Origin of the sequence: Streptomyces sp. NPDC003720, assembly GCF_042875075.1 — a bacterium.
Lineage (GTDB): Bacteria > Actinomycetota > Actinomycetes > Streptomycetales > Streptomycetaceae > Streptomyces.
The window spans coordinates 1-26,573 of record NZ_JBIANZ010000019.1 but is presented as its reverse complement, the minus strand read 5'-3'; the positions used below and the strand labels follow the sequence as shown (position 1 = coordinate 26,573).

The 26,573-nt window shown below is 74.2% G+C and carries 25 protein-coding genes; 13 read left to right on the top strand and 12 right to left on the bottom strand.

From position 1 onward, the window contains the following. Positions 1-17 precede the first annotated feature (17 nt). On the bottom strand, positions 18-719 hold the full coding sequence (locus ACFYU0_RS34865; protein WP_351663769.1) for a GntR family transcriptional regulator: 702 nt from the start codon (positions 717-719) through the stop codon (positions 18-20). Positions 720-867: 148 nt separating this feature from the next. Here ACFYU0_RS34865 and ACFYU0_RS34860 point away from each other — a divergent pair, with 148 nt between their 5' ends. The 5 genes from ACFYU0_RS34860 (at position 868) to ACFYU0_RS34840 (ending at position 5,388) form a co-directional block, all read left to right on the top strand. Further along, positions 868-2,187, top strand: a complete 1,320-nt coding sequence (locus ACFYU0_RS34860) for an MFS transporter (RefSeq protein WP_351663770.1) — start codon at positions 868-870, stop codon at positions 2,185-2,187. 5 nt (positions 2,188-2,192) lie between these two features. After that, positions 2,193-3,023: a putative hydro-lyase gene (locus ACFYU0_RS34855; protein WP_351664163.1), complete on the top strand. Its 831-nt coding sequence runs from the start codon at positions 2,193-2,195 to the stop codon at positions 3,021-3,023. A 73-nt stretch (positions 3,024-3,096) separates the two neighbouring features. After that, entirely contained in the window at positions 3,097-3,855 is a 759-nt protein-coding gene (locus ACFYU0_RS34850; RefSeq protein ID WP_389306399.1) for a LamB/YcsF family protein, read from the top strand. Positions 3,856-3,860: 5 nt separating this feature from the next. Continuing rightward, positions 3,861-4,478, top strand: coding sequence for an allophanate hydrolase subunit 1 (locus ACFYU0_RS34845; protein ID WP_389306428.1), 618 nt, complete (start codon positions 3,861-3,863; stop codon positions 4,476-4,478). A 40-nt stretch (positions 4,479-4,518) separates the two neighbouring features. Continuing rightward, positions 4,519-5,388, top strand: coding sequence for a biotin-dependent carboxyltransferase family protein (locus ACFYU0_RS34840; RefSeq protein ID WP_389306397.1), 870 nt, complete (start codon positions 4,519-4,521; stop codon positions 5,386-5,388). Here ACFYU0_RS34840 and ACFYU0_RS34835 read toward each other — a convergent pair. The 5 genes from ACFYU0_RS34835 to ACFYU0_RS34815 form a co-directional block, all read right to left on the bottom strand. Beyond that, positions 5,289-6,257 (bottom strand): SGNH/GDSL hydrolase family protein, encoded by a 969-nt coding sequence (locus ACFYU0_RS34835; protein ID WP_389306395.1) that lies wholly within the window; start codon positions 6,255-6,257, stop codon positions 5,289-5,291. The two genes, ACFYU0_RS34840 and ACFYU0_RS34835, sit on opposite strands and share 100 nt — an antisense overlap. After that, positions 6,254-7,444 carry a glycosyltransferase gene (locus tag ACFYU0_RS34830; protein ID WP_389306393.1) on the bottom strand — a complete coding sequence of 397 codons (1,191 nt, stop codon included), beginning with the start codon at positions 7,442-7,444 and terminating at the stop codon, positions 6,254-6,256. The genes ACFYU0_RS34835 and ACFYU0_RS34830 overlap by 4 nt, the downstream gene beginning before the upstream one ends. Further along, positions 7,441-8,571, bottom strand: a complete 1,131-nt coding sequence (locus ACFYU0_RS34825) for a glycosyltransferase family 4 protein (protein ID WP_389306391.1) — start codon at positions 8,569-8,571, stop codon at positions 7,441-7,443. Before ACFYU0_RS34825 ends, ACFYU0_RS34830 begins: the two co-directional genes overlap by 4 nt. A gap of 413 nt (positions 8,572-8,984) precedes the next feature. Further along, positions 8,985-10,403: a HEAT repeat domain-containing protein gene (locus ACFYU0_RS34820; RefSeq protein WP_351663776.1), complete on the bottom strand. Its 1,419-nt coding sequence runs from the start codon at positions 10,401-10,403 to the stop codon at positions 8,985-8,987. Between the two features lie 300 nt (positions 10,404-10,703). Then, positions 10,704-11,096 (bottom strand): ankyrin repeat domain-containing protein, encoded by a 393-nt coding sequence (locus ACFYU0_RS34815; RefSeq protein ID WP_351663777.1) that lies wholly within the window; start codon positions 11,094-11,096, stop codon positions 10,704-10,706. Positions 11,097-11,360: 264 nt separating this feature from the next. On the opposite strand from ACFYU0_RS34815, the gene ACFYU0_RS34810 reads away from it, so the two are divergent. Together ACFYU0_RS34810 and ACFYU0_RS34805 are read left to right on the top strand one after the other, a co-directional pair. Further along, a complete protein-coding gene (locus ACFYU0_RS34810) occupies positions 11,361-11,555 on the top strand; it encodes a hypothetical protein (protein ID WP_143638022.1) in 195 nt (64 codons plus the stop codon). 42 nt (positions 11,556-11,597) lie between these two features. Continuing rightward, positions 11,598-13,199: a hypothetical protein gene (locus ACFYU0_RS34805; RefSeq protein ID WP_389306389.1), complete on the top strand. Its 1,602-nt coding sequence runs from the start codon at positions 11,598-11,600 to the stop codon at positions 13,197-13,199. Between the two features lie 88 nt (positions 13,200-13,287). Here ACFYU0_RS34805 and ACFYU0_RS34800 read toward each other — a convergent pair whose 3' ends face one another. Next, positions 13,288-14,793: a PLP-dependent aminotransferase family protein gene (locus tag ACFYU0_RS34800; protein ID WP_351663779.1), complete on the bottom strand. Its 1,506-nt coding sequence runs from the start codon at positions 14,791-14,793 to the stop codon at positions 13,288-13,290. A gap of 101 nt (positions 14,794-14,894) precedes the next feature. On the opposite strand from ACFYU0_RS34800, the gene ACFYU0_RS34795 reads away from it, so the two are divergent. The 4 genes from ACFYU0_RS34795 (at position 14,895) to ACFYU0_RS34780 (ending at position 18,362) form a co-directional block, all read left to right on the top strand. Continuing rightward, positions 14,895-15,548, top strand: a complete 654-nt coding sequence (locus ACFYU0_RS34795) for a hypothetical protein (protein ID WP_351663781.1) — start codon at positions 14,895-14,897, stop codon at positions 15,546-15,548. Continuing rightward, positions 15,545-16,321: a glycerophosphodiester phosphodiesterase gene (locus tag ACFYU0_RS34790; protein WP_351663783.1), complete on the top strand. Its 777-nt coding sequence runs from the start codon at positions 15,545-15,547 to the stop codon at positions 16,319-16,321. Before ACFYU0_RS34795 ends, ACFYU0_RS34790 begins: the two co-directional genes overlap by 4 nt. Positions 16,322-16,382: 61 nt before the next feature. Beyond that, complete coding sequence (locus tag ACFYU0_RS34785; RefSeq protein ID WP_389306386.1) at positions 16,383-17,732, top strand: MFS transporter; 1,350 nt, start codon at positions 16,383-16,385, stop codon at positions 17,730-17,732. A 255-nt stretch (positions 17,733-17,987) separates the two neighbouring features. Beyond that, a complete protein-coding gene (locus tag ACFYU0_RS34780; RefSeq protein ID WP_003977404.1) occupies positions 17,988-18,362 on the top strand; it encodes an RNA polymerase-binding protein RbpA in 375 nt (124 codons plus the stop codon). Between the two features lie 89 nt (positions 18,363-18,451). Here the strand turns inward: ACFYU0_RS34780 and fxsA are convergent, their stop codons facing one another. The 4 genes from fxsA to ACFYU0_RS34760 all read right to left on the bottom strand — a co-directional run bounded on the left by fxsA (position 18,452) and on the right by ACFYU0_RS34760 (position 22,508). Then, on the bottom strand, positions 18,452-19,003 hold the full coding sequence (gene fxsA, locus ACFYU0_RS34775; RefSeq protein WP_351663787.1) for an FxsA family membrane protein: 552 nt from the start codon (positions 19,001-19,003) through the stop codon (positions 18,452-18,454). A gap of 55 nt (positions 19,004-19,058) precedes the next feature. After that, a complete protein-coding gene (locus ACFYU0_RS34770) occupies positions 19,059-19,877 on the bottom strand; it encodes a polyprenol monophosphomannose synthase (protein WP_351663789.1) in 819 nt (272 codons plus the stop codon). Between the two features lie 534 nt (positions 19,878-20,411). After that, the gene (locus ACFYU0_RS34765) at positions 20,412-22,016 is read right to left on the bottom strand and encodes an amidohydrolase (RefSeq protein WP_389306383.1); all 1,605 of its coding nucleotides are present in this window, start codon (positions 22,014-22,016) and stop codon (positions 20,412-20,414) included. Between the two features lie 51 nt (positions 22,017-22,067). Continuing rightward, on the bottom strand, positions 22,068-22,508 hold the full coding sequence (locus ACFYU0_RS34760; RefSeq protein WP_351663793.1) for an Lrp/AsnC family transcriptional regulator: 441 nt from the start codon (positions 22,506-22,508) through the stop codon (positions 22,068-22,070). A 290-nt stretch (positions 22,509-22,798) separates the two neighbouring features. Here ACFYU0_RS34760 and ACFYU0_RS34755 point away from each other — a divergent pair, with 290 nt between their 5' ends. Beyond that, positions 22,799-23,236, top strand: coding sequence for a hypothetical protein (locus ACFYU0_RS34755; protein ID WP_351663795.1), 438 nt, complete (start codon positions 22,799-22,801; stop codon positions 23,234-23,236). A 416-nt stretch (positions 23,237-23,652) separates the two neighbouring features. Here ACFYU0_RS34755 and ACFYU0_RS34750 read toward each other — a convergent pair whose 3' ends face one another. Continuing rightward, complete coding sequence (locus ACFYU0_RS34750) at positions 23,653-24,825, bottom strand: acyl-CoA dehydrogenase (protein WP_389306381.1); 1,173 nt, start codon at positions 24,823-24,825, stop codon at positions 23,653-23,655. Between the two features lie 347 nt (positions 24,826-25,172). Here ACFYU0_RS34750 and ACFYU0_RS34745 point away from each other — a divergent pair, with 347 nt between their 5' ends. Then, entirely contained in the window at positions 25,173-26,420 is a 1,248-nt protein-coding gene (locus tag ACFYU0_RS34745) for a glycoside hydrolase family 18 protein (protein WP_351663799.1), read from the top strand. Positions 26,421-26,573 lie beyond the last annotated feature (153 nt).

The following is a 26,573-nucleotide window of genomic DNA, read 5'->3' as shown; positions in this document are numbered from 1 at the left end:
GAGACGGGATCCCGGCGTCAGGAGGAGGCGTCCTCGCCGACCCGGCGGCGGTACACCTCCACGACCCGCTCCAGCGAGTCGGCGAGGTAGGTCCTCAGCAGCCCCTCGGCCTCGTCCCGGTCGCCGGCCTGCAGGGCCCGCAGGATCTGGCCGTTGCGGGCGAGGTACGGCTCGTGCAGCCGGCGCGGGTGGTCGACGACGTGGAAGGCGAGCCGCAGTTCGGCGAAGACGCTGCGCATCAGCTCGTCGGTGCGTTCGCTGCCGGCCAGCGCCACCAGTTCGCGGTGGAAGTGGATATTGGCCGTGCCCAGCGATTTCCAGTCATCTCCCTGCATGGCGAGCTGCCCCTCGGCGACGGCGGCGGCCAGGCCGTCGAGCGCGTAGGGCGGTTCGCCGAGGCCGCGGACGACGGCGCATTCGACGAGTTCGCGGACGCGGTAGATGTCCTCGACGTCCTCCACGGTCAGGACCCGGACGAAGACGCCGCGGTTGAGTTCGTGGACGAGCAGTCGCTCGTGGGTGAGCAGCCGGAACGCCTCGCGCAGGGTGTTGCGGGAGACCCCGAGCGCGCCGCCGATGGCGTCCTCGGACAGGCGGGTGCCCGGCGGGAAATAGCCCTCGGCGACCCGGCTGCGGAGGATGTCGGAGACCCGTTCGGCGGTGCTGGTGCGCCCCAGGAGGGCGCGGTCGTCGGCCAGTCCCGTCAGCTGCTCTGCCATGCCCGGAATTCAATCGCAGTCGGGAGGACGAGACAACAGGGGTATTGAAGGATCGTTGAACGATCCTCTACGGTGCTCGGCACGGCACAACTCCCGCACGGCATGGCTCGGTTCACCGCACCCCCCGTCCCCCTTCTGCGAGGTGCCCATGAGCACGACTCCCCCGCCCCGGTCCGCGACACCGGACCTCCGGCCGGCCACAGGCGAACGCGTCGCCGAAGACGGCGCGTTCGGCTGGCTGCGGGCCCTCGGCCCGCGCGGCCGCCAGGCGTTCGCCGGAGCTTTCGGCGGATATGCCCTGGATTCCTACGACTACTTCACGCTGCCGCTGAGCATGGTGGCGCTCGCGGCGTACTTCGGTCTGGACAGCGGCCAGACCGGCCTGTTCACCACCGTCACGCTGGTGGTCTCCGCGATCGGCGGGGCGGTGGCCGGGGTGGTCGCGGACCGGCTGGGCCGGGTCCGGGCGCTGATGATCACCGTGATCACGTACGCCGTCTTCACCGTGGCCTGCGGCTTCGCACCCAACTACGAGACGCTGCTGGTGTTCCGCGCCCTGCAAGGGCTCGGCTTCGGCGGCGAGTGGGCAGTGGGCGCCATCCTGGTCGCCGAGTACGCGAGCGCCCGGCACCGGGGCCGCACGCTCGGCGCCGTCCAGAGCTCCTGGGCGGTCGGCTGGGCACTGGCGGCGGTCGTCTACACGCTGGTCTTCTCCGTCGCCGGCGACGACCTGGCCTGGCGGATCATGTTCTGGACCGGGGCGCTGCCCGCGCTGCTCGTGGTGTGGCTGCGCCGCCGGGTGCACGACGCGCCCGAGGCGACGGCCGCCCGTGAACAGAGCCCCCGGCGCGGTTCGTTCGCGGCGATCTTCCGGCCGGCTTCGAACGGCGAGCCGGGCCTGCTGCGCACGACGGTCTTCGCGAGCCTGCTGTCCACGGGCGTGCAGGGCGGCTACTACACGCTGGCGACCTGGGTGCCGACGTACCTCAAGAGCGAGCGCGGCCTGTCCGTCGTGGGCACCGGCGGCTATCTGACCCTGCTGATCTCGGGGGCCTTCCTCGGCTACCTGACCGGTGGACACCTCACCGACCGGCTCGGCCGGCGCCGCAACATCTGGCTGTTCGCGCTGCTCTCGGCGATCTGCGTGCTCGCCTACGCCGACATCCCGCACGGCGCCGACACGCTGCTGCTGGTGCTCGGCTTCCCGCTCGGCTTCTGCATGTCGGCCATCTTCAGCGGCTTCGGCTCCTACCTGAGCGAGCTGTACCCGACGGAGGTGCGCGGCACCGGGCAGGGCTTCACGTACAACACCGGCCGCGCGGTGGGCGCGGTGTTCCCGACCCTGGTGGGCTTCCTGGCGGACAGCTGGGGCGTGGGCGGCGCGCTGGTCTTCGGCGCGATCGGCTACGGCCTCGCGGCGCTCGCCCTGCTCGGGCTGCCGGAGACGCGCGGGAAGGAGCTGGCGTGACGCGGGTGAACCGTACCTCCGACCGGCCCGTGACCCTCGTCGACGAGCACGCGCACGCGTGGAGCCCCGAGGAAGCGCGGGCCCGCTTCCGGGCGGGGCTCACCGGCCCCACGGCGGGTGTCTCGGCCGGGCACACGCAGGCCAACCTGATCGCGGTGCCGGCCGACTGGGCCTACGACATGCTGCTGTTCTGCCAGCGCAACCCCAAGCCGTGTCCCGTGCTGGACGTCACGGACGCGGGCTCCGCCACCACCGTGCTCGCCCCGGGCGCGGATCTGCGCACCGACCTGCCGCGCTACCGGGTGTGGCGGAACGGCGAACTGGCCGAGGAGCCGACGGACGCGCGCGCGTACTGGCGGGACGACCTGGTGTCGTTCCTGCTGGGCTGCAGCTTCACCTTCGAGTGGGCGCTGGCCGGGGCGGGCGTCCCGATCCGGCACGTCGAGCAGGGCCGCAACGTGCCGATGTACGTGACCGGCAGGGAGTGCCGCCCGGCGGGCCGGCTGCGCGGGCCGATGGTGGTGTCCATGCGTCCGGTGCCGCCGCAGCACCTGCGCGCCGCGATCCGGGAGAGCGGCCTGCTGCCCGCCGTGCACGGCGGCCCGGTGCACTGCGGCGATCCGGCGGCCCTCGGCATCGAGGACCTCGGGCGGCCCGACTTCGGCGACCCGGTGGACGCCGCGCCCGACGACATCCCGGTGTTCTGGGCCTGCGGGGTGACCCCGCAGGCGGCGGTGATGGCGTCCCGGCCGCCGTTCGCCATCACCCACGCACCGGGCCAGATGTTCCTGACCGACGCGCGGGACGAGCAGTACCGCGTGGTCGGCGTCGACTGACGCCGGCGAGCGGCACACCGGGCACGGGGCCCGGACAGCACCCGACACGAGGACCGGAAAGATACGAGGGACCATGACCGCGATCGATCTGAACGCCGACCTGGGCGAGGGCTTCGGCCGCTGGCGGCTGACCGACGACGAGCAACTGCTGTCCGTCGTCACCAGCGCCAACGTGGCCTGCGGGTTCCACGCCGGCGACGCGGCCACCATGCGCCGGGTGTGCGAGCTGGCCGCGGCGCGCGGGGTGACGATCGGCGCGCAGGTCTCCTACCGGGACCTCGCCGGGTTCGGGCGGCGCGCGATGGACGTGCCGCCCGCCGAGCTGGCCGCCGAAGTGGCCTACCAGATCGGCGCCCTCGAGGTGTTCGCCCGGGCGGCGGGCGCGCGCGTGGCGTACGTCAAGCCGCACGGCGCGCTCTACAACCGGGTGGTGCACGACGAGGACCAGGCCGCGGCGGTGGTGGACGGCGTGCTGCTGGCGGACGCCTCGCTCCCGGTGCTCGGCCTTCCCGGCTCCCGGCTGCTGGAGCTGGCCGGGAAGGCGGGCCTGCCGACCGTCACGGAGGCGTTCGCCGACCGCGCCTACACCGACGCGGGCACGCTGGTGCCGCGCGGCCGGGAGGGCGCCGTGGTGAGCGATCCGGAGACCGTCGTGGAGCGCTCGGTGGGTCTCGCGCGCTCCGGCTCGGTGATCGCTCACTCCGGCGCGCGGATCCGGGTCCGCGCCCGCTCGCTGTGCCTGCACGGCGACACGGCCGGCGCGGTGGATCTGGCCCGCCGGGTGCGCGAGCGGCTGGTGGCGGCGGGCGTGCGGGTGGAGGCCTTCGCATGAGCGGCCTGACGGCACTCCCCGTCGGCGACGACGCCCTCCTGGTCGAGGTCGCCTCCGGCGCGCAGGCGCGGGCCCTGCACGCGGAGTTGCTGCGACGGCGGGCGGAAGGGTCGCTGACCGTACGCGAGATCGTCCCGGCGGCCCGTACGGTCCTGCTCGACGGGCTCGCCGACCCGGCCCGCCTGGCATCCGATCTGGCCTGCTCGGAAACGCCCGCCGCTCCCCCGCAGACGCCCGAGCGGGTCGAACTGCCCGTGCGCTACGACGGCCCGGACCTCGCGGAGGTCGCCGCCCGCTGGCGGGTGTCCGTGCGCGAGGCCGTCCGGATCCACGCGGACACCGAGTTCACGGTGGCCTTCTGCGGGTTCGCGCCAGGCTTCGGCTACCTCACCGGGCTGCCCGCCCGCTACGACGTCCCGCGCCGGGCCACCCCGCGCACGGCGGTGCCGGCGGGCGCCGTGGCGCTGGCGGGACCGTACACGGGTGTCTACCCGCGCTCCTCGCCGGGCGGCTGGCAGCTGATCGGCACCACGGACGCGGTGCTGTGGGACCACGCGCGCGTACCGGCCGCGCTGCTCTCACCGGGCACACGGGTGCGCTTCACACCGGTGGGCGACGCGTGAGGGCGCACGCGCGGGCGTGCCCGGCAGCCGGGGAGGACACGTGAGCGACCGCGCGCTCGTCGTGGTGCGGGCCGGGGCGCTCACCACCGTGCAGGACCGCGGGCGCCCCGGGTACGCACACCTCGGCGTGCCCCGCTCCGGGGCGCTCGATCCGCGCGCGGCGGCCCTCGTCAACCGGCTGGCCGGCAACCCGGCGGACGCGGCGGTCCTGGAGACCACGGTCAACGGCTGCGCGCTGCGCCCGCGTTCCACGGTGACCGTCGCCGTCGCGGGGGCGCCGTGCCCGGTCACGGTGGCCGGACGGCCGGTCGCCTGGGGCGCCCCGGTCACCGTGCCCGCCGGTGAACTGCTGGAGGTGGGCACGGCCGTGGCCGGCCTGCGCGCCTACGTGGCCGTGTCCGGCGGCATCGCCGTGGAACCGGTCCTCGGCAGCCGCTCCCGCGATCTGCTGTCCGGCCTCGGTCCGGCGCCCCTCACCGACGGCACGGTGCTGCCGCTGGGGGTCCCGGCCGGCCCGCCCGCGCGCGTGGACCCCGTCCCGCAGCCGGGGCCGCCGGCCGAGCTGGTGCTCCGGGTGACGACGGGCCCGCGCGACGACTGGTTCACGGCGGGGGCGCTGCGGACGCTGACCACGCGCGCGTACCGGGTGTCCCCGGCGAGCAACCGCATCGGCCTGCGCACCGAGGGGCCCGCCCTGGAGCGGGCCCGCCAGGGCGAACTCCCCAGCGAGGGCATGGTGCTCGGCGCGGTCCAGGTCCCGCCCGACGGCCGCCCGGTGGTCTTCCTCGCCGACCACCCGACCACCGGGGGCTACCCGGTGATCGCCGTGGTCCGCGCGGCCGACCTCCCGGCGGCCGCGCATGCGGTCCCGGGCACCCCGGTGCGGTTCGTGGCGGTACGGCGCCGCTGATCCCCGAAGCCGGTCCGGGCGCCCTCGACGCACCGGGCCGGGGGCAGGGCGGCGAGCGCCCGCGACACCGCGGCGGACGCGCGCAGGTCGAGCTGGTCGGCGGTGCCCCGCGCGCGGTGCCGTGCCTCGTCCGCCGCCAGCCGCAGCAGCTGGGGCAGCAGATCGGTGCAGCGCCTGGCCACCCAGCCGGTCCCCGCCGTGGCGAGCCACCACAGGCTCGCCGCGCGGGTCGGGGCCGGGAACTCCGGTTCGGTGGACGGCGGCGCCCCGGTGGCCAGACCCGCCGCGGCGAGGAGGGCGTGGAAGCGGACGGCGAGCTGCCGGTGGCCGCGCTCGCCCGGGTGCAGCCGGTCCGCGCTCCACAGGGCGCGGTCGCCGAGCCAGGCGCCCTCCGAGGCGTGCAGGTGGACCGCCGCGTACCGGCCGGACAGCGCGTGCACGACGGCGTTGACCGCCCGTTGCCGTCGGGCCAGCGGGCGGGCCAGGGCGCCGGGGAGTCCGAGCATCGCGCCGGGGTCGGGCAGACAGGCGGTGAGCAGCGTGGCGCCCTGGCCGGTGAACGCCGCGTAGACCTGGTCGAGCCGGACGGCCACGGCGTCGATGTCGAAGGTGTGGCGCAGCGTGTCGTTGACGCCGACGACGACGGAGACCAGGTCCGGGCGGAGCGCGAGCCCGGCCGGGGTCTGCGACGCGCGCACGTCGTGCGTCCGCGCCCCGCTGCCGGCCAGGTTCGTGAACTCCGTCCGGCCGGGGTCCTCGGTGAGGGCGGCGGCCAGCAGGGCGGCCCAGCCGCGCCAGGCCTCCCCCAGCGGGTCGCCCACGCCCTCGGTGAGCGAGTCGCCGAGCGCCACGAAACGCACGGGTCTCATGACGCGCCCTCGCGGGTCGCGGGGCGGGCCGGAGCCTCCGCGCGCCCGAGCACCTCCGCGTCGTGCGCGGCGAGGAACGCCTCCACCGCCGCGCCCCAGCCGAAGCACTCCGCACGCGCGCGTGCCGCCTCCCGCCGTTCGGGCCCGGAGCGCGCCAGCAGCAGTTCCACGGCGTCCGCGAAGGCCTCGCCCCGGTCGGCCGCCGCCACGCCCGCGGAACCGAGCACCTCGGGCAGCGCCGAGGACGCGCTCGCCACCACGGGCGTCCCGCACGCCATGGCCTCCAGCGCGGCCAGCCCGAAGGTCTCGGCGGGCCCGGGCGCGAGGCACACGTCGGCGGACGCCTGGAGCGCGCCGAGGTCCGCCCGGTCCGCGACATGGCCCAGGAAGGCCACCGGCAGGCCGCGTTCGCGCGCCCGGTGCTCCAGCCGCGCCCGCAGCGGCCCGTCCCCGGCCACCACCAGCACCGCCCGCCGGCCGCGCCGCAGCAGCGCCTCCAGTGCGTCCAGGGCGGTGCCGGGCCGCTTCTCCACCGACAGCCGCGAGCACATGACGAGCAGCGCCTCGTCGCCGCGCGCGTGCAGGGCCCGAAGCCCGGGATCGCGCAGACCGGGGTGCCGCTCCGTCAGGTCGACGCCCAGCGGGGCGCGTACGACGTTGCGCGCGCCGATGCGCACGAACTCGCGCTCGGCGAACTCCGTGGTGCACACCACGCGCGCGTAGACGTGCGCGGTACGGGTGTTGAGGGCGTCGGCGGTCCGCCGGGCGAGGTGCTCCGGCAGGCCCCAGGTGCGCAGGACGCCGTCGGCGGTCTCGTGGGAGACCATCACGGCGGGTATCCGCGCGCGGCGCGCCCAGCGGCCGGTCCAGCGCAGGGTGGTGCGGTCGGAGACCTCCAGGCGGTCCGGGGCCAGCCGCTCCAGGAGCGCGGCCAGACGCCGCCGGTCGGCCAGGACGCGGTAGCCGCCCGTGCCGGGCACCACCGGTCCGGGCAGGGTGATGACCCGGCCCTGCTCGGTGTCGCGGTCGGTGTGCCGTTCGCCCGGCACGACCAGCACCGGCTCGTGGCCCGCCGCCCGGAAGCCCCTGCCCAGTTCCCGCAGGGCGGTGCGCAGGCCGCCGGAGGCCGGGGTGACGAAGTTGGCGAGCCGGACGATGCGCAGGGGTGTGCCGGTTGTGCCGGTCATGCCGCCACCGCCGTCTTCCGGGCGGCGAGCACGTCCTCGTAGTGCTCGATCAGCCGGTCGCCGACGGCGGCCCAGGTGCGTCCCTCGACCGTCGCCCGCCCGGTGGCGCCATAGGCGGCCCGCAGCCCCGCGTCGGCGGCCAGGGCGCGCACGGCCTCCCGTACGGCGACCGCGTCACGCGGAGGGACCAGCAGGCCGGTGCGTCCGTGGGCGACCAGGTCGAGCGGACCGCCGGCGGCGGGGGCCACCACGGACACGCCGCTGGCCATGGCCTCCTGGACGGTCTGGCAGAAGGTCTCGAAGGGGCCGGTGTGCGCGAACACGTCCAGCGAGGCGAAGATCCGGGCTAGGTCGTCGCCGGTGCGCCGGCCGAGGAAGACCGCGCCCGGCAGGGCCTCGGTCAGGTGGGCGCGGCTGGGTCCGTCGCCGACCACCACGACCCGCACGCCCGGCAGCCCGCAGACACCGGACAGCAGGTCGACCTGCTTCTCGGGGGCGAGCCTGCCGACGTAGCCGACGAGCACCTCGCCGTTCGGCGCGAGTTCGCGGCGCAGCGCCTCGTCCCGGTGGTCCGGCCGGAAACGGACGGTGTCCACGCCGCGCGGCCACAGCCGGACCCGGGGCACATCGTGTGCCTCGAGGTCGCGCAGAGCGGCGCTGGACGGGGCGAGGGTGCGGTCGGCGGCGGTGTGCACGGAGCGGATGCGCCGCCAGGCGGCGGCCTCGCCGGCGCCCATGTAGGTACGGGCGTATCCGGCCAGGTCGGTCTGGTAGACGGCGACGGCGGGTATGCCGAGCCGGGCGGCGGCCGCCATGCCCCGGACGCCGAGGACGAACGGGCCGGCCAGGTGGACCAGGTCGGCCCGATGCCCGGTGAGCGCGGCGGCGAGCCGCCGGCTGGGCAGGGCGACCCGGACCTGCGGGTAGCCGGGGAGCGGGAGGGAGGGGATCCGGACGACGGGACACGGCTCCGCCAGGGCGTCGGCCCTGGTGCCGGGTGCGGTGGCGGGAGCGACGACGAGCGGATGGTGACCGCGGTCCACGAGGTGGCGGGCGGTCTGGAGCGCGCAGTGGGCGACGCCGTTCACGTCGGGGGGAAAGGATTCGGTCACGATGACGACACGCATACGGGTGTTGTCGCCGTGCCGGACGTGGCCGCGTCAACGTCGATCTTTCCGGCCGGGGAACGTCCTGTGAGCGTTGGATTCCGCACCCGTGCGGGCCGCACGGCCGCCATGCCCGCCTGCCCCGCGGGTCACCCGGTGTTCACCCACGGGCGGGCCGTCCACCCGGGCGGCGTACGTACGGCACCCGTGCCGGCCGCCGCGCGCGTCCCCCGGCACGCGTCCCCGGCCGGCGCCCGCCGGAGCCGTGGCTCCGGCCTGGTCCGGGTGCGGGCGGTCCGGGCTTGGACGGTCCAGATTGGACGATCCGAGGTTGGACGATCCGGGCGTGGACGGTCCAGATTGGACGATCCGAGGTTGGACGATCCGGGCGTGGACGATCCGAGCTTGGACGATCCGAGCTTGGAAGGTCCGCGTCACATGATCTGCGCGTCCGGTCCGAAGCGGCTGCGGACCGCCGTCTGCACCTCGTCCTCCTCGGCCGGGTCGGCGGCGAGGCGGCGGAGCCTCTCCACGACGCGGACGTCGCCGGTCTCGGCGTGCCGGGCGGCGATCTCCCGGGTGGTCTCCTCGCAGTCCCACAGGCACTCGACGGCGAAGCCGGTGGCGAAGGAGGGGTCGGTGGCGGCCAGGGCGCGGGCGGCGCGGCCGCGCAGGTGGGAGGAGGCCGTCTCGCGGTAGACGTGGCGCAGCACCGGGGCCGCGCAGGCGATGCCGAGGCGTCCGGCGCCGTCGACCAGGGTCCACAGGGTGGGCGCGTCGGGCCCCTCGCCGCGTACGGCCTCGCGCAGGGCGCCGAGGACGAGGTCGCTGTCCTGGGCCCCGCCGCGGCAGGCGAGCATCCGGCCGGCGGCGGCCCCGAGGGCGTCGGGGCGCTGGGCCCAGCGCCGGGCCCGCTGGACGGCGGCGATGCTGCGCATCCGTTCGAAGGCGTCGACGGCGGCCTCGACGACGACCGACGTTCCGTCGGCCACCGCTGCCTCGATCAGACCGAGGACGTCGGGATCGTTGCTGTCGGCGAGGTAGCGCAGGGCCGTACAGCGGGCCCCGTCGGTGCCGGACCGGGCGGCCTGGAGGATCTCCGGCCGGTCGTCCGGACCGGCCACGGCGACGAGGCAGCGGGCGGCCGGCACATGGAGGGCGGCGCCGCGTTCGATGCCCTGCTGGGCCCACTCGAAGACGGCTCGCACGCTCCAGCCCGGACGTGGCCCGGTGGGCCGCATCTGGCGCTGCCAGCGGTCGAAGCAACCGGTCTCCTGGGCGGCACGCACGCGTGTGGCGACCGACGCGCGCGGATCCTCGGCCCACAGCCGCCAGGGCCGCGGCTCGAAGGCGTCGCGGACGGCGGCGGCCAGTTCGGCCTCGCCCTCCGGGTCGGTGGCGAAGCGGGCCAGGACCGGGGCGGCGAGGGCGCGCAGGCCCGCGTCGTCGTCCCGGAGGGCCAGTTCGTCGAGGGCCCAGGCCCAGTTGGAGCCGTGAGCGGCGTACCTGCGCAGCAGTTCGAGCGCGTCCCGCCTGCCGTAGGAGGCGAGGTGTCCGAGCACGGCCAGGGCGAGGCCGGTGCGGGACTCCTCGGTGTCGAGGACGTCCTCGGCGCCGAAGAGGTGCGCTTCGACGGCGTCCAGTTCGCCGTTCAGGTCGAGGTAGAGCCGGGCGTAGTAGAGGGAGCGGTTCTCCACCTGCCAGTCGTGGCGGGGGTCGCGCAGCACACAGTGGTTCAGGGCCGCGAGCGCCTCGGCGCGCGGGGCGGTGAGCGCGTGCAGCGTGCCGTCGCCGCGGCCCCGCTGGAGCAGGCCGAGCAGCGTACCGCTGGGCGCTATGACCGGATCGAACATGGGAAACAGCCTCACATCAAGCGTCGACGCAACCGGGAAACACGCATTACCTGGCCGCGTGACACAACGTCGGAGCGCCCGCCGTCTCTTGCTTGCTGTAGACCATCTCTCTCTGCCTCTCGTCGGTGGCCCATGCGGACCGCGTCACGGTCCGCGCGGTGCGGCAACACCTGCCCGGCCATCGCGTCCGTGAATCACGTCGTCATGATGACCCGCGCTGTGAGCTGCCGCGACCGTATTTCCGGCGGCCTTGTACCGCCTCCCCCGTTGTCCGTGTCGTGCCTGGTCAGAACGGCCGCTTCAGTGCGCGCCGAACAGCTCCAGGAGTTCCGCCTTGCCGAACATGCGCGCCGTGTCGACGGCCGAGGGGGTCCCCGCGGCCGGGTCGGCGCCGCCCTCCAGGAGCGCTCTGATCACTTCCGTCTCACCTTTGAACACGGCTCCCGCGAGCGGGGTCTGACCCCGGTCGTTGATCCGGTCGGCCTCGGCGCCCCGGGCGAGCAGGGCGCGTACCGCGTCGGCGTGACCGTGGTACGCGGCGAGCATGACCAGGGAGTCGCCCCGGTCGTTGGTGAGGTTGGCGGGCACACCGGCGTCGACATACGCCACGAGCTCGTCCGTCCGCCCCTGCCGCGCCAGATCGAAGATCTTGGTCGCCAGCTCCACGACCTCGGGGTCGGGAACGTCACTCATCGACGTGACCGCCTCTCGTTGCAACCGTTCAGGTGAATCGCAAGGGTACTGGCTCGCGCCTCGCATGGCCCGAACCGCCCGAGGTGAAGATCACCCGAGACACCGGTGGACGCAAGCGCCCGGATCAAGCGGCCCGCCCACGGCTCCACCGGTCGAGGGAAAAGCACCGCAATTCACCCAGTTGCACCTTTTATCGTATAGATACATCCTGTGATCCTGGAAGAACTCACGGTGACTGTCCCCCTCGACACCAGGAGGTCTCAAATGATCCTCTCCATGTCCGGCGTCGTCCTGCTCGGCGTCGTCGTCTTCCTCTTCTTCCGCAAGGACGGGCTCAAGGGCTCGCATGCCTGCGTCTCGGCCCTGTTCGGCTTCTATCTCTCCAGCACGGCCATCGCCCCGAGCATCAAGGCGGGCGGGGAGAGCCTGGCGAGCCTGCTGGGCGGCATCAAGTTCTGACGCCCGTACCCCCGCCCGTACGCACACCAACAGGAGACAGCAGTGGCCCGGCGCCCTCTTCCCCGCATTCTGAGCAAGGACAGCGCGCAGATCGCCCGGACGCAGATCGCCCGGAGCCGGGAACTGGCCCGGACGGCGGCCGACAGCGCCACCGACGTCCTCCACCCGCTGATCACGATCTCGCGCGGGCTGCGCCGGCTGGCCTCGGCCGGACGGCGCAGGTGGGCCGAGACACCCAAGGACAAGCGCGGGCCACTGCTGTTCCTCGCGGCCTCCGTGGTCCTGGTCGTGGCGCTGATGCCGTACGGACCGCTGCTCGCCGTCATCACGGTGATGGCGGCGGCGGCCTGGCAGGGCCGCGACCGCACGCCGCCGGCGCCCGAAGGGCCGGACGAGACACAGGCCGAGCGCCTCCAGTCGCTCTACGAAGCCCTCGTGCCGTACTTCACCACCGCCGAGGACCCGGCGCCGCTGTACGCGCACGGCGGGGAGTGGCCGAGGGCCTTCGAGGCGCACGAGTTCGACGACGGCGGACGCGTCGCCCACCTCGTGATCCGCTATCCCGCGTACTTCCCGGACGGCGAGGCCACGGCCCGCGCGCGAGTCGAGCACCTGCTCGCCGCGAAGGCCGGGCGGGGCCGCGAGTACCACTTCGGCTGGGACGAGGAGGGCAACCGGCTCACGGTGTCCGTCCTCGAGCCGCTGCCCGCCGGCATCGCCGCCCAGCGGTTCGTCACCACGCCCGGCGAGACGGTCCTCGGGTTCACCGACCCGAGCGAGGTCCAGCGCACGCTGCCGCTCTCCTACGAGGAGGAGCGGCGCGACGTGCCGCCGGTCGTGTGGCGCACCGGCATCCGCTCCACCGAGCCGCACCTGCTGGCCATGGGCGACCCCGGCAGCGGCACCTCTACCCTGCTGCGCTCGATCGCCCTGCAGGCCCTCCAGCACGGCGACGTGCTCGTCGTCGACGGCGGCGGCACCGGTGAGTACGCGTGCCTGATCGGCCGGGACGGCGTGCTGGCCGTGGAGTGCGCGCCGGCCGGGGCGCTGGCCAGCCTGGAATGGGCCGCGCAGGAGACCGAGCGGCGGCTCACCGCCGTCAACCGCGCCCGGCAGGCGGGCGACCCGCCGCCCGAGGACACGCGGCGCCCGCTGTGGATCCTGCTGGACCGGCCGACCGTCTTCACCCACCTCGCGGAGGCGGACCACCGCAGGGATCCGCAGACGTTCCTGCAGGTGCCGCTCCGGCACGGGCGCGCCGCCAACGTGACGGTGGTGGTGGCCGAGCAGTTCGACAGCGCGGAGTCGCTGAGCGAGGCGGTACGGCAGCACACGCGCGCGCGTGTCGTGCTGGGGCCCGCGGCCCCGCAGCAGGTGGAGGCGGTGCTGGGAATGCCGCCGCACACGAGTCCGCCGGCCCATATGCCGCCGGGGCGCGGGTACGCGCGACTGGGCACGGGGCCGGTGCACCGGCTTCAGGTGCCGGCGACGCCGGACCCCTACGACGACGCGACGAGCGACACGGACCGGCAGGCCGTGCTGGGGCTGCTGCCGCCGCGTACGACGCCGGTCGACGGCGAGGCCGTCGAGGCGGTCGCGGCGGAGCCGGTGGCCGCCAAGGCGGTCGCCGCCGAGAGTTCCTGAGCCGCCGTCAGCCGCAGCCGGGCGTGGGCGTTCGGCGGACCCGCGCTTCCGGGGCGCCTCCCCCGCCCCGGCCACAGCGGAGTGGCGGCTACGCCACGAAGGTCCGGGGCGACTCCGCGTCCCCCGTCGCGCCCGTTCTCACCAGGTGGGACGCCGCCGCCAGGCGGGTCGCCGCCTCGTCCGCCACGGCGCCGCCCACCGTGAACGGCAGGCGTACGTACCCCTCGAAGGCGCCGTCGACGCCGAAGCGGGGGCCCGAAGGCACCCGGACGCCGACCCGCTCCCCCGCCTCGGCCAGCCGCGAACCGGACAGGCCGCCCGCGCGGACCCACAGGGTCAGGCCGCCCTTGGGGACCTCGAACTCCCAGTCGGGCAGTTCCCGGCGCAGCGCGGCCACCAGGGCGTCGCGGTTCTCGCGGGCCTGGGCCCGGCGCAGCGCGACCGCCTGCTCCCAGCCGCCGGTGCTGAAGAGCCAGTTCACCGCCAGCTGTTCCAGTACGGGGGTGCCGAGATCGGCGTACGCGCGCGCGGCGACCAGGCTGCGGATGACGTCCGGGGCCGCCCGCACCCAGCCGATGCGCATGCCCGCCCAGAAGGCCTTGCTGGCCGAGCCGACCGTGATGACCGTGGAACCGGCCGGGTCGAAGCCGCAGACCGGGCGCGGCATCCCGGCGTCGTACTCCTCGTCGAGCCACAGCTCGGTCATCGTCTCGTCGGCGACGAGGACGGTGCCCGCCGAGCGGGCCGCGTCCACCAGCCGCCGCCGCTGGTCCTCGTCGGCGAGCGCGCCGGTCGGGTTGTGGAAGTCGGCGACGACGTAGGCCAGCCGGGGCGCGGCCTCGCGCAGCACCTGCCGCCAGCGGTCCAGGTCCCATCCGGCCAGTCCCTCGGCCATGGCGACGGGCACGAGCCGCGCGCCCGCCTCCCGCATGAGCTGGAGGATGTTGGCGTACGACGGCGACTCGACGGCGATGCGCTCGCCGCGGCCCGCGAAGAGATGGCAGATCGCGTCCATGGCGCCCATCGCGCCGGTCGTCACCATGATCTGCTCGGGCATGGTGGGGATTCCGCGCGCGGTGTAGCGCTCGGCGATCATCGAACGCAGGGCGGGCAGACCGGCCGGGTAGTCGCCGTGGGTGTGGGCGTAGGGCGGCAGTTCCTCCAGAGCGCCCTGGACGGCACGGGTGAGCCAGGGCTCCGGGGCCGGGAGCGACGCACAGCCCAGGTCGATGACGGAGCCGAGGGCCTCGGGCGGCAGGGGCTCCAGGCCCCGCGCGGGCAGCGGGTTGCCGGCCGGCACGGCCGTCCAGCTGCCGGCTCCGCGCCGGGACTCGAGGAAGCCCTCGGCGCGCAGCGCCTCGTAGGCGGCGGCGACCGTGGTGCGGCTGACGGTGAGGGCGAGGGCGAGTTCGCGCTCGGCGGGGAGGCGGGCGGCCACGGGGACCCGGCCCTCCAGGACCAGCAGCCGGATGCCGTCGGCCAGGGCGCGGTAGGCGGGCGGGCGGCGGCTGCCGGGGCCCGCCGGGCGGTCCTGCTGGGACGTGAGCAGTCTGGCGAGCTGCGCGGCGCCCACCGCAGAGGTCCAATGCGCCATGCGATCAGTCCACCTTCCCCGGATTGGCCATGGATGGGATGTCCTCCCTGGCTCCAGAGTGACATGCGTCAGTCCACTGTCACCACCCAGGGGGGTATGTCGTGTCCACCTCCGGCCGTCTCGGACGACGGCTGATCCAGTTGTACGCGGGACTCGCGCTGTACGGCGCGAGTTCCGCGCTGCTCGTGGCGGCGGGCCTGGGCCTCGAACCCTGGAACGTGCTGCACCAGGGGCTGGCGGAGCTCACCGGCCTGACCATCGGCGTGGTGTCGATCGCCGTGGGGGCGGTGGTGCTGCTGCTGTGGATCCCGCTGCGCCAGCGGCCCGGCCTCGGCACCGTCTCCAACGTCTTCGTGGTCGGTCTCGCCATGGACGGCACCCTGGCCCTGCTGCCGGACGTGCGCACCCTCGCCGTGCGCGTCCCGCTGCTGGTGGCGGGCATCGTGCTCAACGGCGCGGCGACCGGCCTGTACATAGCGGCGAGTTTCGGACCGGGCCCGCGCGACGGGCTGATGACGGGGCTGCACCGGCGCACCGGCCGTTCGATCCGGCTGATGCGGACCGTGGTCGAGGTCACCGTGGTGATCACCGGGTTCGCCCTGGGCGGCACCATCGGGATCGGGACCGTGCTCTACGCGGTGTCCATCGGACCCCTGGCACAGCTGTTCCTGAAGGTGTTCGCCGCCCCGCCGGCACCGGGCGGCAGCACCGTCGTCGCCGCGGTGACACCCGATGGGGCGATACTGCGTCCGTGACCCTCACGACGCAGCCCCCGCGCCACCCCTACCTCGATCATCCGGGCCCGATCGCCTTCGCCCACCGGGGCGGGGCGGCCGACGGGCTGGAGAACACGGTGGCCCAGTTCCGGCGCGCCGTCGAGCTGGGCTACCGGTACATCGAGACCGACGTGCACGCGACGGCGGACGGCAGGCTCGTCGCCTTCCACGACGCGACGCTGGACCGGGTCACCGACGGCGCGGGCCGCATAGCCGACCTGCCGTGGCAGGACGTGCGGGACGCGCGCGTGGCGGGGCGGGAGCCGGTGCCGCTGTTCGAGGAACTGCTGGAGACCTTCCCCGGGGCCCGTTGGAACGTGGACGTCAAGGCGGAACCGGCGCTGCGCCCCCTGCTGGAGCTGATCGAGCGCACGGGCGCCTGGGACCGGGTGTGCGTGGGCTCGTTCTCCGAGGCCCGGGTGCTGCGGGCGCAGCGGCTGGCCGGGCCGCGCCTGGCCACCTCGTTCGGCACGCGGGGGGTGCTCAGCCTGCGGCTGCGCTCCTGGGGGCTGCCGGCCGCGGTGCGCAGGTCGGCGGTGGCCGCCCAGGTGCCCGAAGCGCAGTCGGGGGTGCCGGTGGTGGACCACCGCTTCGTGCGCGCCGCCCACGCGCGCGGGCTGCAGGTGCACGTGTGGACGGTCAACGAGCCGGAGCGGATGCACCGGCTGCTGGACCTCGGCGTCGATGGCATCATGACCGATCACATCGACACGTTGCGCAAGGTCATGGAGGACCGCGGCGTCTGGGTCTGAGCGCCCCGGCACCCGCGTCCCGGCCTTCGCACGGCACTGCGGCGGGGAAGCGAGGGCACGGGTGGGCATCGACACCGTGCGGGCGGGGACGGCCGGCGAAGCCGCGGGCCGGCGGCGCGAGCAGCGCGGCTGGTACTTCTACGACTGGGCGTGCTCGGTCTACTCGACCAGCGTGCTGACCGTGTTCCTCGGCCCGTACCTCACCTCGGTCGCCAAGCACGCGGCCGACGCCGACGGCTATGTGCACCCCCTGGGCATCCCGGTCCGGGCCGGCTCGTTCTTCGCCTACTCGGTCTCCCTGTCGGTGATCCTCGCGGTGGTGGTGATGCCCCTGGTGGGCAGCGCGGCGGACCGCACGGGCCGCAAGAAGCCGCTGCTCGGGGCGGCGGCGTACACCGGGGCCGCGGCCACGACCGGCATGTTCTTCCTGGACGGCGACCGGTACCTGCTCGGCGGGGCGCTCCTCGTCGTCGCCAACGCGGCGCAGTCCGTGGCGATGATGCTCTACAACTCCTACCTGCCGCAGATCGCGCCGCCCGCGGAGCGCGACGCGGTGTCCTCCCGGGGCTGGGCCTTCGGCTACGCGGCCGGGTCCCTGGTGCTCGTCGCGAACCTGGTCCTGTACTCGGCGCACGACTCCTTCGGGCTGACGGAGACCGCCGCCGTCCGCGTCTGCCTGGCCTCGGCCGGGCTGTGGTGGGGCGTCTTCACCCTCGTGCCGCTGCGCCGGCTGCGCGACCGGCACACGCGCGTGGAGGGCGCCGCCGTCACCCCCGGCCTGCGGCAGCTCGCGGCGACGCTCCGGGACATGCGCCGGCATCCGCTGACGCTGGCCTTCCTGCTGGCGTACCTCGTCTACAACGACGGCATCCAGACGGTGATCTCCCAGGCCTCCGTCTACGGCTCCGAGGAACTGGGGCTCGGGCAGTCCACGCTGATCACGGCGGTGCTGCTGGTGCAGGTGCTGGCCGTGGCGGGGGCGCTCGCCATGGGGCGGCTGGCGCGGGTGTACGGGGCCAAGCGGACGATCCTCGGGTCGCTGGTGGCCTGGACGCTCACCCTGGGGGCCGGGTACTTCCTGCCCGCCGGGGTGCCGGTGTGGTTCTTCGTGCTGGCCGCCAGCATCGGGCTGGTGCTCGGCGGCAGCCAGGCGCTGTCCCGGTCGCTCTTCTCCCATCTGGTGCCGGCCGGCAAGGAGGCGGAGTACTTCTCGGCCTACGAGATGAGCGACCGCGGGATGAGCTGGCTCGGCCCGCTGCTGTTCGGGGTGACCTACCAGCTCAGCGGCAGCTACCGCTCGGCGATCATCTCGCTGGTGGCCTTCTTCGTGCTCGGGTTCGCGCTGCTCGCCCGGGTACCCGTGCGGCGTGCGATCGAGAAAGCGGGTAACCCGGTTCCGGACACGATTTAGCACTCGACACGAAAGGGCGGTAGTGTACGCGTTTGGCCTGCCAGGCGTACCGTTACTGCGCGTCAAAGATGCCGAAACGCTGGGTGACATCTGTGAGCAGATGTGACAAACCGGGCGCCTGTGGGTAGAACAAGGGGCGGCTACGACGGCGACGCATGACCCGGAACGGGAATCTTTACCGCCGACCGGACGTTGACCGGATGACGACGACAGCGACACCTGTCCTGTGGGCGACAAGCCCGGGAGGCACGATTCATGAGTGAGCGAGCTCTTCGCGGTACGCGCCTCGTAGTGACCAGCTACGAGACGGACCGCGGTATCGACCTGGCTCCGCGCCAGGCCGTGGAGTACGCATGCGAGAAAGGGCACCGGTTCGAGATGCCCTTCTCGGTCGAGGCGGAGATCCCGCCGGAGTGGGAGTGCAAGGTCTGCGGGGCCCAGGCACTCCTGGTGGACGGCGACGGCCCTGAAGAGAAGAAGGCCAAGCCCGCGCGTACCCATTGGGACATGCTGATGGAGCGGCGCACCCGTGAGGAACTCGAAGAGGTCCTCGAGGAGCGCCTGGCGGTTCTGCGCTCGGGGGCGATGAACATCGCGGTTCACCCCAGGGACAGCCGCAAGAGCGCGTAACGCGAGACACGCAATACCGCGGGCGCCGTACGTGATCACGTACGGCGCCCGCGGTTTTCCCATGTCCCGGCCGACCGGGCCGGCGGACCTCAGCGGGTCAGCGGGGGGCGCTGCCCGCCGGGCTCGGCGGTGTCCTCCCTGATGACCTCGCCCTGCACCACCTTGCCGTCGGGCCGGTGCATGCGGGCCTGCTGGAAGGCGTCGCCCAGGCCGCCCGGGACGACGCGGCGGAGCCTGCGGTCGAGAGTGCGCTCGGTCCAGCGGCTCACGGCCCGCTGCACCGGCGGGAGCAGCAGGAGCAGTCCGGCCAGGTCGGAGATCAGACCCGGGATGATCAGCAGCAGACCGCCGAGCATCAGCAGTCCGTTGCCGCCGCCGCGGGACGGCGAGCCGCCGCGCTGGAGCGCTTCGTTGAGGTTGCGGAAGGCCCGGCGCCCCGCCCGCTTGATGATCACCGAGCCGGCGACGACGCCCGCCACCAGGAGCAGGAACACGGTGGGGCCGCCCGCCGCGCCGGCGACCCGCGTCAGCAGCCAGACCTCCAGCACCAGCCACACGACCAGCCCCAGCGGCAGGTACCTGCGCAGCCGGGATCGGCGCGGCCGGGTGGTGGACGGGGAGGTGGGAACGCCAGTCGTCATGCTCCCAGTGTGCCTGGGCGCGGCTCAGCGCGGGATAAGCGGGGCGGCGGGACGGTCAGCGCGAGCCGTGCGACCGGGACCGGTCCTGGCCGCCCTTGCCGGTAACCTTGCCGACGCGGTCCCCGACACCCCAGGCGGTGACCCGCCACAGCGCCTCGACCACGATGTTGCGGCTCATCTTGGAGTCGCCGAGTTCGCGCTCCACGAAGGTGATGGGCACCTCGACCACGTGGTATCCGGCCTTCACCGCGCGCCGGGCCAGGTCGACCTGGAAGCAGTAGCCCTGGGAGGCGACGTCGGCCAGGCCGAGGCCCTCCAGGGTCTCGCGGCGGAATGCGCGGTAGCCGCCGGTGATGTCGCGCAGCGGCAGGTCGAGGGCGAGGCGGGAGTAGAGGCTGCCGCCGCGGGAGATGAACTCGCGGGACTTGGGCCAGTTCACCACCCGGCCGCCGGGGACCCAGCGCGAGCCGAGCACCAGGTCGGCGCCCTTGAGCGCGGTGAGCAGCCGGGGCAGTTCCTCGGGCTGGTGGGAGCCGTCGGCGTCCATCTCGACCAGCACGCCGTAGCCGTTCTCCAGGCCCCAGCGGAAGCCCGCCAGGTAGGCGGCGCCCAGGCCCTCCTTGCCCTTGCGGTGCAGGACCTGGACGTGCTCGTCCTCGGCGGCCAGCTCGTCGGCCAGCTTGCCCGTGCCGTCGGGGCTGTTGTCGTCCGCCACCAGCACGTGCGCCTCGGGGACGGCTTTGCGCACCCGGCCGACGATGGACTTGATGTTCTCCGCCTCGTTGTAGGTCGGGATGATCACCAAGGCCGTGCCGAGCGGACCGAACTGCCTCCCCTGGGCCTTGGCCGCGAGGGTCCCGTCGCCGTCGTTCACTGCTGCCCCTTCATGTCGTACGCAGGCGTCCACCATAGTGGCCGCGGCCTGCGATGACGCGACGGCACGGTCGTACGGTGGTGTTGTTTCCTCAAGCGTGGGGTAAGAATGTGCTTTTCGGCATCCGGGTTCCGCTGCGGATGGGGGCCCGGCGCCCTTCGGGCCGACCTGGGACCCGCTGGCTGCGGGTCGACCGAAAGCCGTTGTCTACTGAGCGACCGGGCCCCACCCGGGTCACACCTTGCCGACCGGCCGGAGCGTTCCCCCGTCGGCGCGGGCGCTGAGCCTGGCTGCCAGTGACGGTGCCCGGTGGGGCACACCGTCCCTGACCCAGCGGCGCTGCGACGAGTGCGCGAACACTCCACGGTCGGGCGTCCGGTGGTGGACTCCGCCGAACCTACCGGCCCCCGGCCGTCGACTGTCAACAGCCGTCTGACCTGCGCGGGAGTAGCGCTTACCGGGGTGGACCCGGAGGATTCCCAGGTAGGGCGAGGCCGCGGCGGCCGATGAGCGCCGTCTCGCCACCCCGGGAGATCACTCGCCCGGCCGTACGAAGACCGTCCGCCCGCCGACCACGGTGCGCAGGCAGCGGGGCAGCTCGCCGCCGGGGCTGAGATCGGGCAGGCCGGGGGTGCCGGAGCGCGGGTCGGTCGACCAGCGGGCCACCCGGTCGTCGGGGGCCTGGACGACCAGCTCACCGGTGTGCCAGACGGCGTAGTCGGCGGGTGCGCCGGGCACCAGGACGCCGGCGTCGTCACGGCCGATGGCGCGCCAGCCGCCGCGGGTGTGAGCGGTGAACGCGGCGCGCACGGAGACCCGGTGCTCGGGCGTGCGGTGGAACGCGGCGGCGCGGACCGTGCCCCAGGGGTCGAGCGGGGTGACCGGGCTGTCGGAGCCGAACGCGAGGGGGACCCCGGCCCGCAGCAGGGCGGCGAACGGGTTGAGGGTGCGGGCCCGCTCGGCGCCGAGCCGCCGGGCGTACATGCCGTCCTCGCCGCCCCAGAGCGCGTCGAAGGCCGGCTGCACGGAGGCGATCAGGCCCAGCTCGGCGAAGGCGGCCACGGCCTCGGGGGTGAGCATCTCGGCGTGCTCGACGCGGTGCCGGGCCGCGCGGATCCGGCCGAGGCCGGTCTTCTCGGCGGCCGCGCGCACCCCCTCCACGACCGCGGTCACCGCCGCGTCGCCGATGGCGTGGAAGCCGGCCTGGAGCCCCGCCTCGGTGCAGGCGACGACATGGGCGGCGACGGCGCCGGCGTCCAGGTAGGCGGTGCCGGTGTGCCCGGCGTCGGCGTACGGCTGGTGCAGGCAGGCGGTGTGCGAGCCGAGGGCGCCGTCCACGAAGAGGTCTCCGGCGGCGCCGAGCGCCCCCAGCTCGCGGGCCTTGTCGACGTTCTGCTCGGCCCAGTAGCCGATCACACGGGGCCCGGGCGCCTCGGCCGCGAGCCGCAGCAGGGCGGTGAAGTCGTCCTCGGAGGAGATCCGCGGGCCGCCGCACTCGTGCACCGAGCCGATGCCGAGGGAGGCGGCGTGGGCGAGGGCGGTGCGCTGCGCCTCGGCGCGCTGGGCGGGGGTGACGGCGGCGAGGGCGGCCTCGCGCACGGCGTGGTGGGCGTCGGCGGTGAGCGGAGCGTCCTCGCGGGCGACGTCGCCGGGGACCAGGTCCAGCAGGGCGGTGGTGACGACCGCCGAGTGCACGTCGATCCGGGAGAGGTAGAGCGGGCGTCCGCCGGTGGCGGCGTCCAGTTCCGCGCGGGTCGGCGGCCGGCCGCCGGGCCAGCGGGCGGCGTCCCAGCCGTGGCCCAGCAGCACCCGGTCGCCGGGCCGGGCGGCGGCGAAGTCGCGGACCAGGGCGAGTGCCGCCTCCAGGGAAGGGGCGTCGGACAGGTCGAGGCCGGTCAGCGCGAGGCCGGTGGCGGTGGTGTGCACATGGGCATCGGTGAAGGCGGGGGTGACCAGGGCGCCGTCGAGGTCCACCACCTCGTCCACGCCGTCGGCGAAGGCGTCCGCCGCGCCCTCGGAGCCGACCCAGGCGACCTGGCCCCGCTCCACCACCATGGCGGTGGCGAAGGGGTCGGCGGGGCTGTGCACCTCTCCGCGGCGCAGGAGGACGGTCTTGGGGTCGGCGGACTGCTCACTCATGTCCCACAGTCTCTCGCGCCCGTGGGGCGCGTGGGGACCGGGGCGGCCGGTTCAGATCCTCGGGGGCCGCGCCTCGTACGGGGTGGACAGCACGACGGTGGTGCGCGTGGAGACCCCGGCCAGGCTGCGCAGCCGGGCGAGCAACTCCTCCAGCTCGTGCGGGGTGGCCACCCGCACCTTGAGGATGTAGTTCTCGTCGCCGGCGACGCTGTGGCAGGCCTCGATCTCGGGGACGCCGGCGAGGCGGTCCGCGATGTCGTCGGGGGCGCTGGGGTCGAACGGTTTCACCGAGATGAAAGCCGTCATCGGCAGCCCGACGGCCTCGGGGTCGACGACCGCGGCGTAGCCGCGGATGACGCCACGCTGTTCGAGCCGGCGCACCCGCTGGTGCACGGCCGACGTGGACAGGCCCGTGGCCTTGCCCAGGTCTGTGTAGCTCATCCGCCCGTCCGTGACGAGCAGCTGCACGATCTGACGGTCCAGCTCCTCCATGGCGCCAAAACCTACCGTGCGCGTGATCTCCTCGGATACCTGGGCACCGCTGGTCATGCCCGGTCCGCGGGGTGCGCGGAAGCCCGGGACGGGCCGCCGGGGGGCCGGCCGGGCGGACGGCGGGGGACAAAAGCACCGCACCGGACAACCGCGCGCGGCATGTGACGAAGACCACAGCACCCGGGCATCCTCCGTGATGCTGCCGTGATTACCTCCCGGACGTGGCGGGAAGTGCTTGCTGTGGTCGAGGCCGCAGTGCCGTCACGGCCCAGCCTTAGGGGGAGAATCCCATGCAGAGTGTCAAGCGCCCTGGTCGATCCGCGTCCAAGCGGCAGCAGCCGGTCGTCGAGCCCGAGCCGGAGGGCGTCGAACCCGACGCCGACCTGGCCGACGAACTCGACGCCTACGACACCTTCGAGATGTACCGGGTGCTGTGCCCGGACTGCTCGCAGCCCATCGCGCTGCTCGCGGACGAGGAGTTCCTGCCGGAACACGCGCTGTGCGCCTCGCCGTGGAACCCGTTCGGCCTCACGGTCTGCGCCGGCACCGGCCGCGCCGCGGCCGAGGCCCGTCCCGCGGACGAGTCCTTCGCCCCGCAGGAGCAGGACACCGCATTGCTGCTGACGCTCCCCCAGGGTCTCGACTGGCGGACCCAGCCCTTCTCGCACGTCGGCGGCCCGGGCTCGCGCCCGCTGCGCGTGCGGGCGATGGGCAGCCAGGCGGCCTGAGCCGCCCCGCCCCGTAGCGGACATCCCGATCCGCACCACGGCCGGCGTGAGCCGCCGTGGTGCGGGACGGACACGCCCTCGGACAGCCGCTCGCGGAGCGCCCGCCCGCTGGTACGGCCGCGTCAGCGGCACGCGGGAGCGGACGCCGGTGAACTGAAGCTCGATTCCGCCGGGCGGTGACCCGCCCGGCCCGCGCCGCGTTCTACCGGGCATGACCGCCTTGCACACGGCCACCGGGCGTCAGCGCCGGATCTTCGTACCCCGCCCCGCGGGATCGGTTCCGCCGTCCGCGCCGCCGGACCCGCCCATCTACCGGGACCTCATGCGCGCCTGGGCCGACGGAGGCCGCACCCTGCCGGGCCGCCACGACCCGGAGTGGATCAGGCTGGCGGCTCCGACGGTGCGCAGCGGCGAGTTCAGCGACCCTCCGGCCCTGCCACGTGACGGGCGATGACCATCCGCTGGATCTGGTTCGTGCCCTCGACGATCTGCAGGACCTTGGCCTCGCGCATGTAGCGCTCGGCCGGGAAGTCGGCGGTGTAGCCGTAGCCGCCGAGTATCTGCACGGCGTCCGTGGTGACCTTCATGGCCGTGTCGGTGCAGTGCAGCTTGGCCATGGCGGCCTGCTTGGCGAACGGCCTGCCCGCGTCGCGCAGCCGGGCCGCGGCGAGGTACAGCGCGCGGCCGGCCTCGATCTGGGTGGCCATGTCGGCGATCATGAAGCGCAGGCCCTGGAAGTCGCCGATGGTCCGTCCGAACTGCCGGCGCTGCGCGGCGTAGCCGACCGCCTCGTCCAGCGCCGCCTGGGCCAGGCCGATGGCGCAGGCCGCGATGCCCAGCCGGCCCGAGTCCAGGGCGGACAGGGCGATGGCGAAGCCCTGTCCCTCCTCGCCGAGGCGCCGGCTGTCGGGCACCCGTACGCCGTCGAGGTGGACCTGGGCGGTCGGGCTGCCCTTCATGCCCATCTTCTTCTCCGGCGCCGCGCCGCTCAGCCCCTCGGCGTCGCCGGGCACCAGGAAGGCGGTGATCCCACGCGGGCCGTCCTCGCCGGTGCGGGCCATGACCGTGTAGAAGTCGGCGATGCCGCCGTGCGTGATCCAGGCCTTGGTGCCGGTGATCACCCAGTCGTCGCCCTCGCGCACGGCCTTGGTGCGCAGGGAGGCCGCGTCGGAGCCGGAGGACGGCTCGGACAGGCAGTAGGCGCCCAGCAGGCCGCCGCCGAGCATGGCGGGCAGGTGCTCGACCTGCTGCTGCTTGGTGCCGTAGGCGGCGAGCCCGTAGGAGGCGAGGGTGTGCACGCTGACGCCCAGGCCGACGGTCAGGCGGGCCGCGGCCAGTTCCTCCAGGACCTGGAGGTAGACCTCGTAGGGCTGGTCTCCGCCGCCGTACTCGGAGTCGTAGGGCAGGCCCAGCAGGCCCGTCTCCGAGAGCAGGGTGAAGACCTCGCGCGGGAAGCGCCCGGCGTCCTCCTCCTCGGCCGCCTTCGGCGCGATCTCGCGCTGCGCGAGCTCGCGGACGAGTGCGAGCAGGTCCCTCGCCTCTTCCGTCGGCAGTTGACGCTCCACCGGCTGCGGGTCGCGGTCGGACATGGCGTCGGTCTCCTCCCTGTTCGGGCACACGGGGCGGATGTGCGCCTTGGGTGGGGCGGCTCCGCCTGGTCGTTCCGGTTCCGGCCGAGGCACCCGCTTCCGGGTCTCGGAAGCTGCTGACCAGCGGCTGTGTGCCGTGAGTATGCCCGATCAGCGACCTCCCGTCACCAGTTAACGACCGCTTACTCCAAGAATCCAGCCGAAGCGTTATCGACCTCCGCCATCGACCCGGGATTGGTACGCACCATTGACCTATTGGTCTAGTCCTCCTACTGTGCATGACCAACGCTTTACCGCGTTCATGCCAATCGGCGCGCGTTCCCCTCACCCCCACGAGGAGCCACCCGATGCACACTCCCCACCGCCCCCGCGCCCGGTTCCGGGCGCTGGTCGCCGCCGCGTGTTCCGCCGTCCTCGGCGCCGGACTGCTGGCCGGCGCGGGCACCGCGACCGCCGCCGCCCCGGGCGGCCCGGCGGCCCCGCACGTCAAGGCCGGTTCCAAGGTCGTCGGCTACTTCACCGAATGGGGCACCTACGACCGCAAGTACTACGTCAAGAACATCGAGACCTCGGGCTCCGCGGCGAGGCTCACCCACATCAACTACGCCTTCGGCAACGTCACCGGCGGCAAGTGCGCGATGGGTGACTCCTACGCGGCGACCGACCGCGCCTACACCGCCGCCGAGTCCGTCGACGGCGCGGCCGACACCTGGGACCAGCCGCTGCGCGGCAACTTCAACCAGCTGCTGAAGCTGAAGAAGAAGCACCCGGGCCTGAAGGTGCTGTGGTCGTTCGGCGGCTGGACCTGGTCCGGCGGCTTCGGCGAGGCCGCCCGGAACCCGGCCGCCTTCGCCCAGTCCTGCTACGACCTGGTGAAGAACCCCAAGTGGGCGGGCGTCTTCGACGGCATCGACATCGACTGGGAGTACCCGAACGCCTGCGGCAACACCTGCGACACCAGCGGCCGGGCGGCGTTCAGGAACGTCATGGCCGCGCTGCGGTCCAAGTTCGGCTCCGGCGGCCTGGTCACCGCGGCGATCACCGCGGACGCCACCGGCGGCGGCAAGATCGACGCGGCGGACTACGCGGGCGCGGCGCAGTACGTCGACTGGTACAACCCGATGACCTACGACTACTTCGGCGCCTGGGACGCGGCCGGCCCGACCGCCCCGCACTCCCCGCTGACCTCCTACGCGGGCATACCGAAGGCCGGCTTCCACACCTCGGCGACCATCGCCAAGCTCAGGGGCCTCGGCGTCCCGGCGTCCAAGCTGCTGCTCGGCATCGGCTTCTACGGCCGCGGCTGGACCGGCGTCACGCAGGCGGCGCCGGGCGGTACGGCGACCGGCCCGGCGGCGGGCACGTACGAGCAGGGCATCGAGGACTACAAGGTGCTCAAGGGCAAGTGCCCGGCCACCGGCACCGTGGGCGGCACGGCCTACGCCAAGTGCGGCAGCGACTGGTGGAGTTACGACACCCCGGCGACCATCGGCACGAAGATGGCGTACAAGAACCAGCAGGGTCTCGGCGGCACGTTCTTCTGGGAGCTGAGCGGCGACACCGCGAACGGCGAGCTGATCAAGGCGATCGGCTAGCCCTCGCGGGTGCGGCGTCCGGGCGTGGCGCGGAGGAGCAGGGTCTCCGCGCCACGCCCGCTAGGTCGTGTCCGCAAAGTCGCGTCGTTCGCCCGCAGGGCGGGCGTCGCGGCGTCCGGTGCGTGCTCTGGGGGTCCCCCCGGCCGAAGGCTG

Excerpts from the sequence above, each read along its gene's own strand:
- ACFYU0_RS34865 (WP_351663769.1), bottom strand. The coding sequence starts at position 719 with ATGGCAGAGCAGCTGACGGGACTGGCCGACGACCGCGCCCTCCTGGGG.
- ACFYU0_RS34860 (WP_351663770.1), top strand. The coding sequence starts at position 868 with ATGAGCACGACTCCCCCGCCCCGGTCCGCGACACCGGACCTCCGGCCG.
- ACFYU0_RS34850 (WP_389306399.1), top strand. The coding sequence starts at position 3,097 with ATGACCGCGATCGATCTGAACGCCGACCTGGGCGAGGGCTTCGGCCGC.
- ACFYU0_RS34835 (WP_389306395.1), bottom strand. The coding sequence starts at position 6,257 with ATGAGACCCGTGCGTTTCGTGGCGCTCGGCGACTCGCTCACCGAGGGC.
- ACFYU0_RS34830 (WP_389306393.1), bottom strand. The coding sequence starts at position 7,444 with ATGACCGGCACAACCGGCACACCCCTGCGCATCGTCCGGCTCGCCAAC.
- ACFYU0_RS34825 (WP_389306391.1), bottom strand. The coding sequence starts at position 8,571 with ATGCGTGTCGTCATCGTGACCGAATCCTTTCCCCCCGACGTGAACGGC.
- ACFYU0_RS34820 (WP_351663776.1), bottom strand. The coding sequence starts at position 10,403 with ATGTTCGATCCGGTCATAGCGCCCAGCGGTACGCTGCTCGGCCTGCTC.
- ACFYU0_RS34815 (WP_351663777.1), bottom strand. The coding sequence starts at position 11,096 with ATGAGTGACGTTCCCGACCCCGAGGTCGTGGAGCTGGCGACCAAGATC.
- ACFYU0_RS34810 (WP_143638022.1), top strand. The coding sequence starts at position 11,361 with ATGATCCTCTCCATGTCCGGCGTCGTCCTGCTCGGCGTCGTCGTCTTC.
- ACFYU0_RS34800 (WP_351663779.1), bottom strand. The coding sequence starts at position 14,793 with ATGGCGCATTGGACCTCTGCGGTGGGCGCCGCGCAGCTCGCCAGACTG.
- ACFYU0_RS34780 (WP_003977404.1), top strand. The coding sequence starts at position 17,988 with ATGAGTGAGCGAGCTCTTCGCGGTACGCGCCTCGTAGTGACCAGCTAC.
- fxsA (WP_351663787.1), bottom strand. The coding sequence starts at position 19,003 with ATGACGACTGGCGTTCCCACCTCCCCGTCCACCACCCGGCCGCGCCGA.
- ACFYU0_RS34765 (WP_389306383.1), bottom strand. The coding sequence starts at position 22,016 with ATGAGTGAGCAGTCCGCCGACCCCAAGACCGTCCTCCTGCGCCGCGGA.
- ACFYU0_RS34760 (WP_351663793.1), bottom strand. The coding sequence starts at position 22,508 with ATGGAGGAGCTGGACCGTCAGATCGTGCAGCTGCTCGTCACGGACGGG.
- ACFYU0_RS34755 (WP_351663795.1), top strand. The coding sequence starts at position 22,799 with ATGCAGAGTGTCAAGCGCCCTGGTCGATCCGCGTCCAAGCGGCAGCAG.
- ACFYU0_RS34750 (WP_389306381.1), bottom strand. The coding sequence starts at position 24,825 with ATGTCCGACCGCGACCCGCAGCCGGTGGAGCGTCAACTGCCGACGGAA.
- ACFYU0_RS34745 (WP_351663799.1), top strand. The coding sequence starts at position 25,173 with ATGCACACTCCCCACCGCCCCCGCGCCCGGTTCCGGGCGCTGGTCGCC.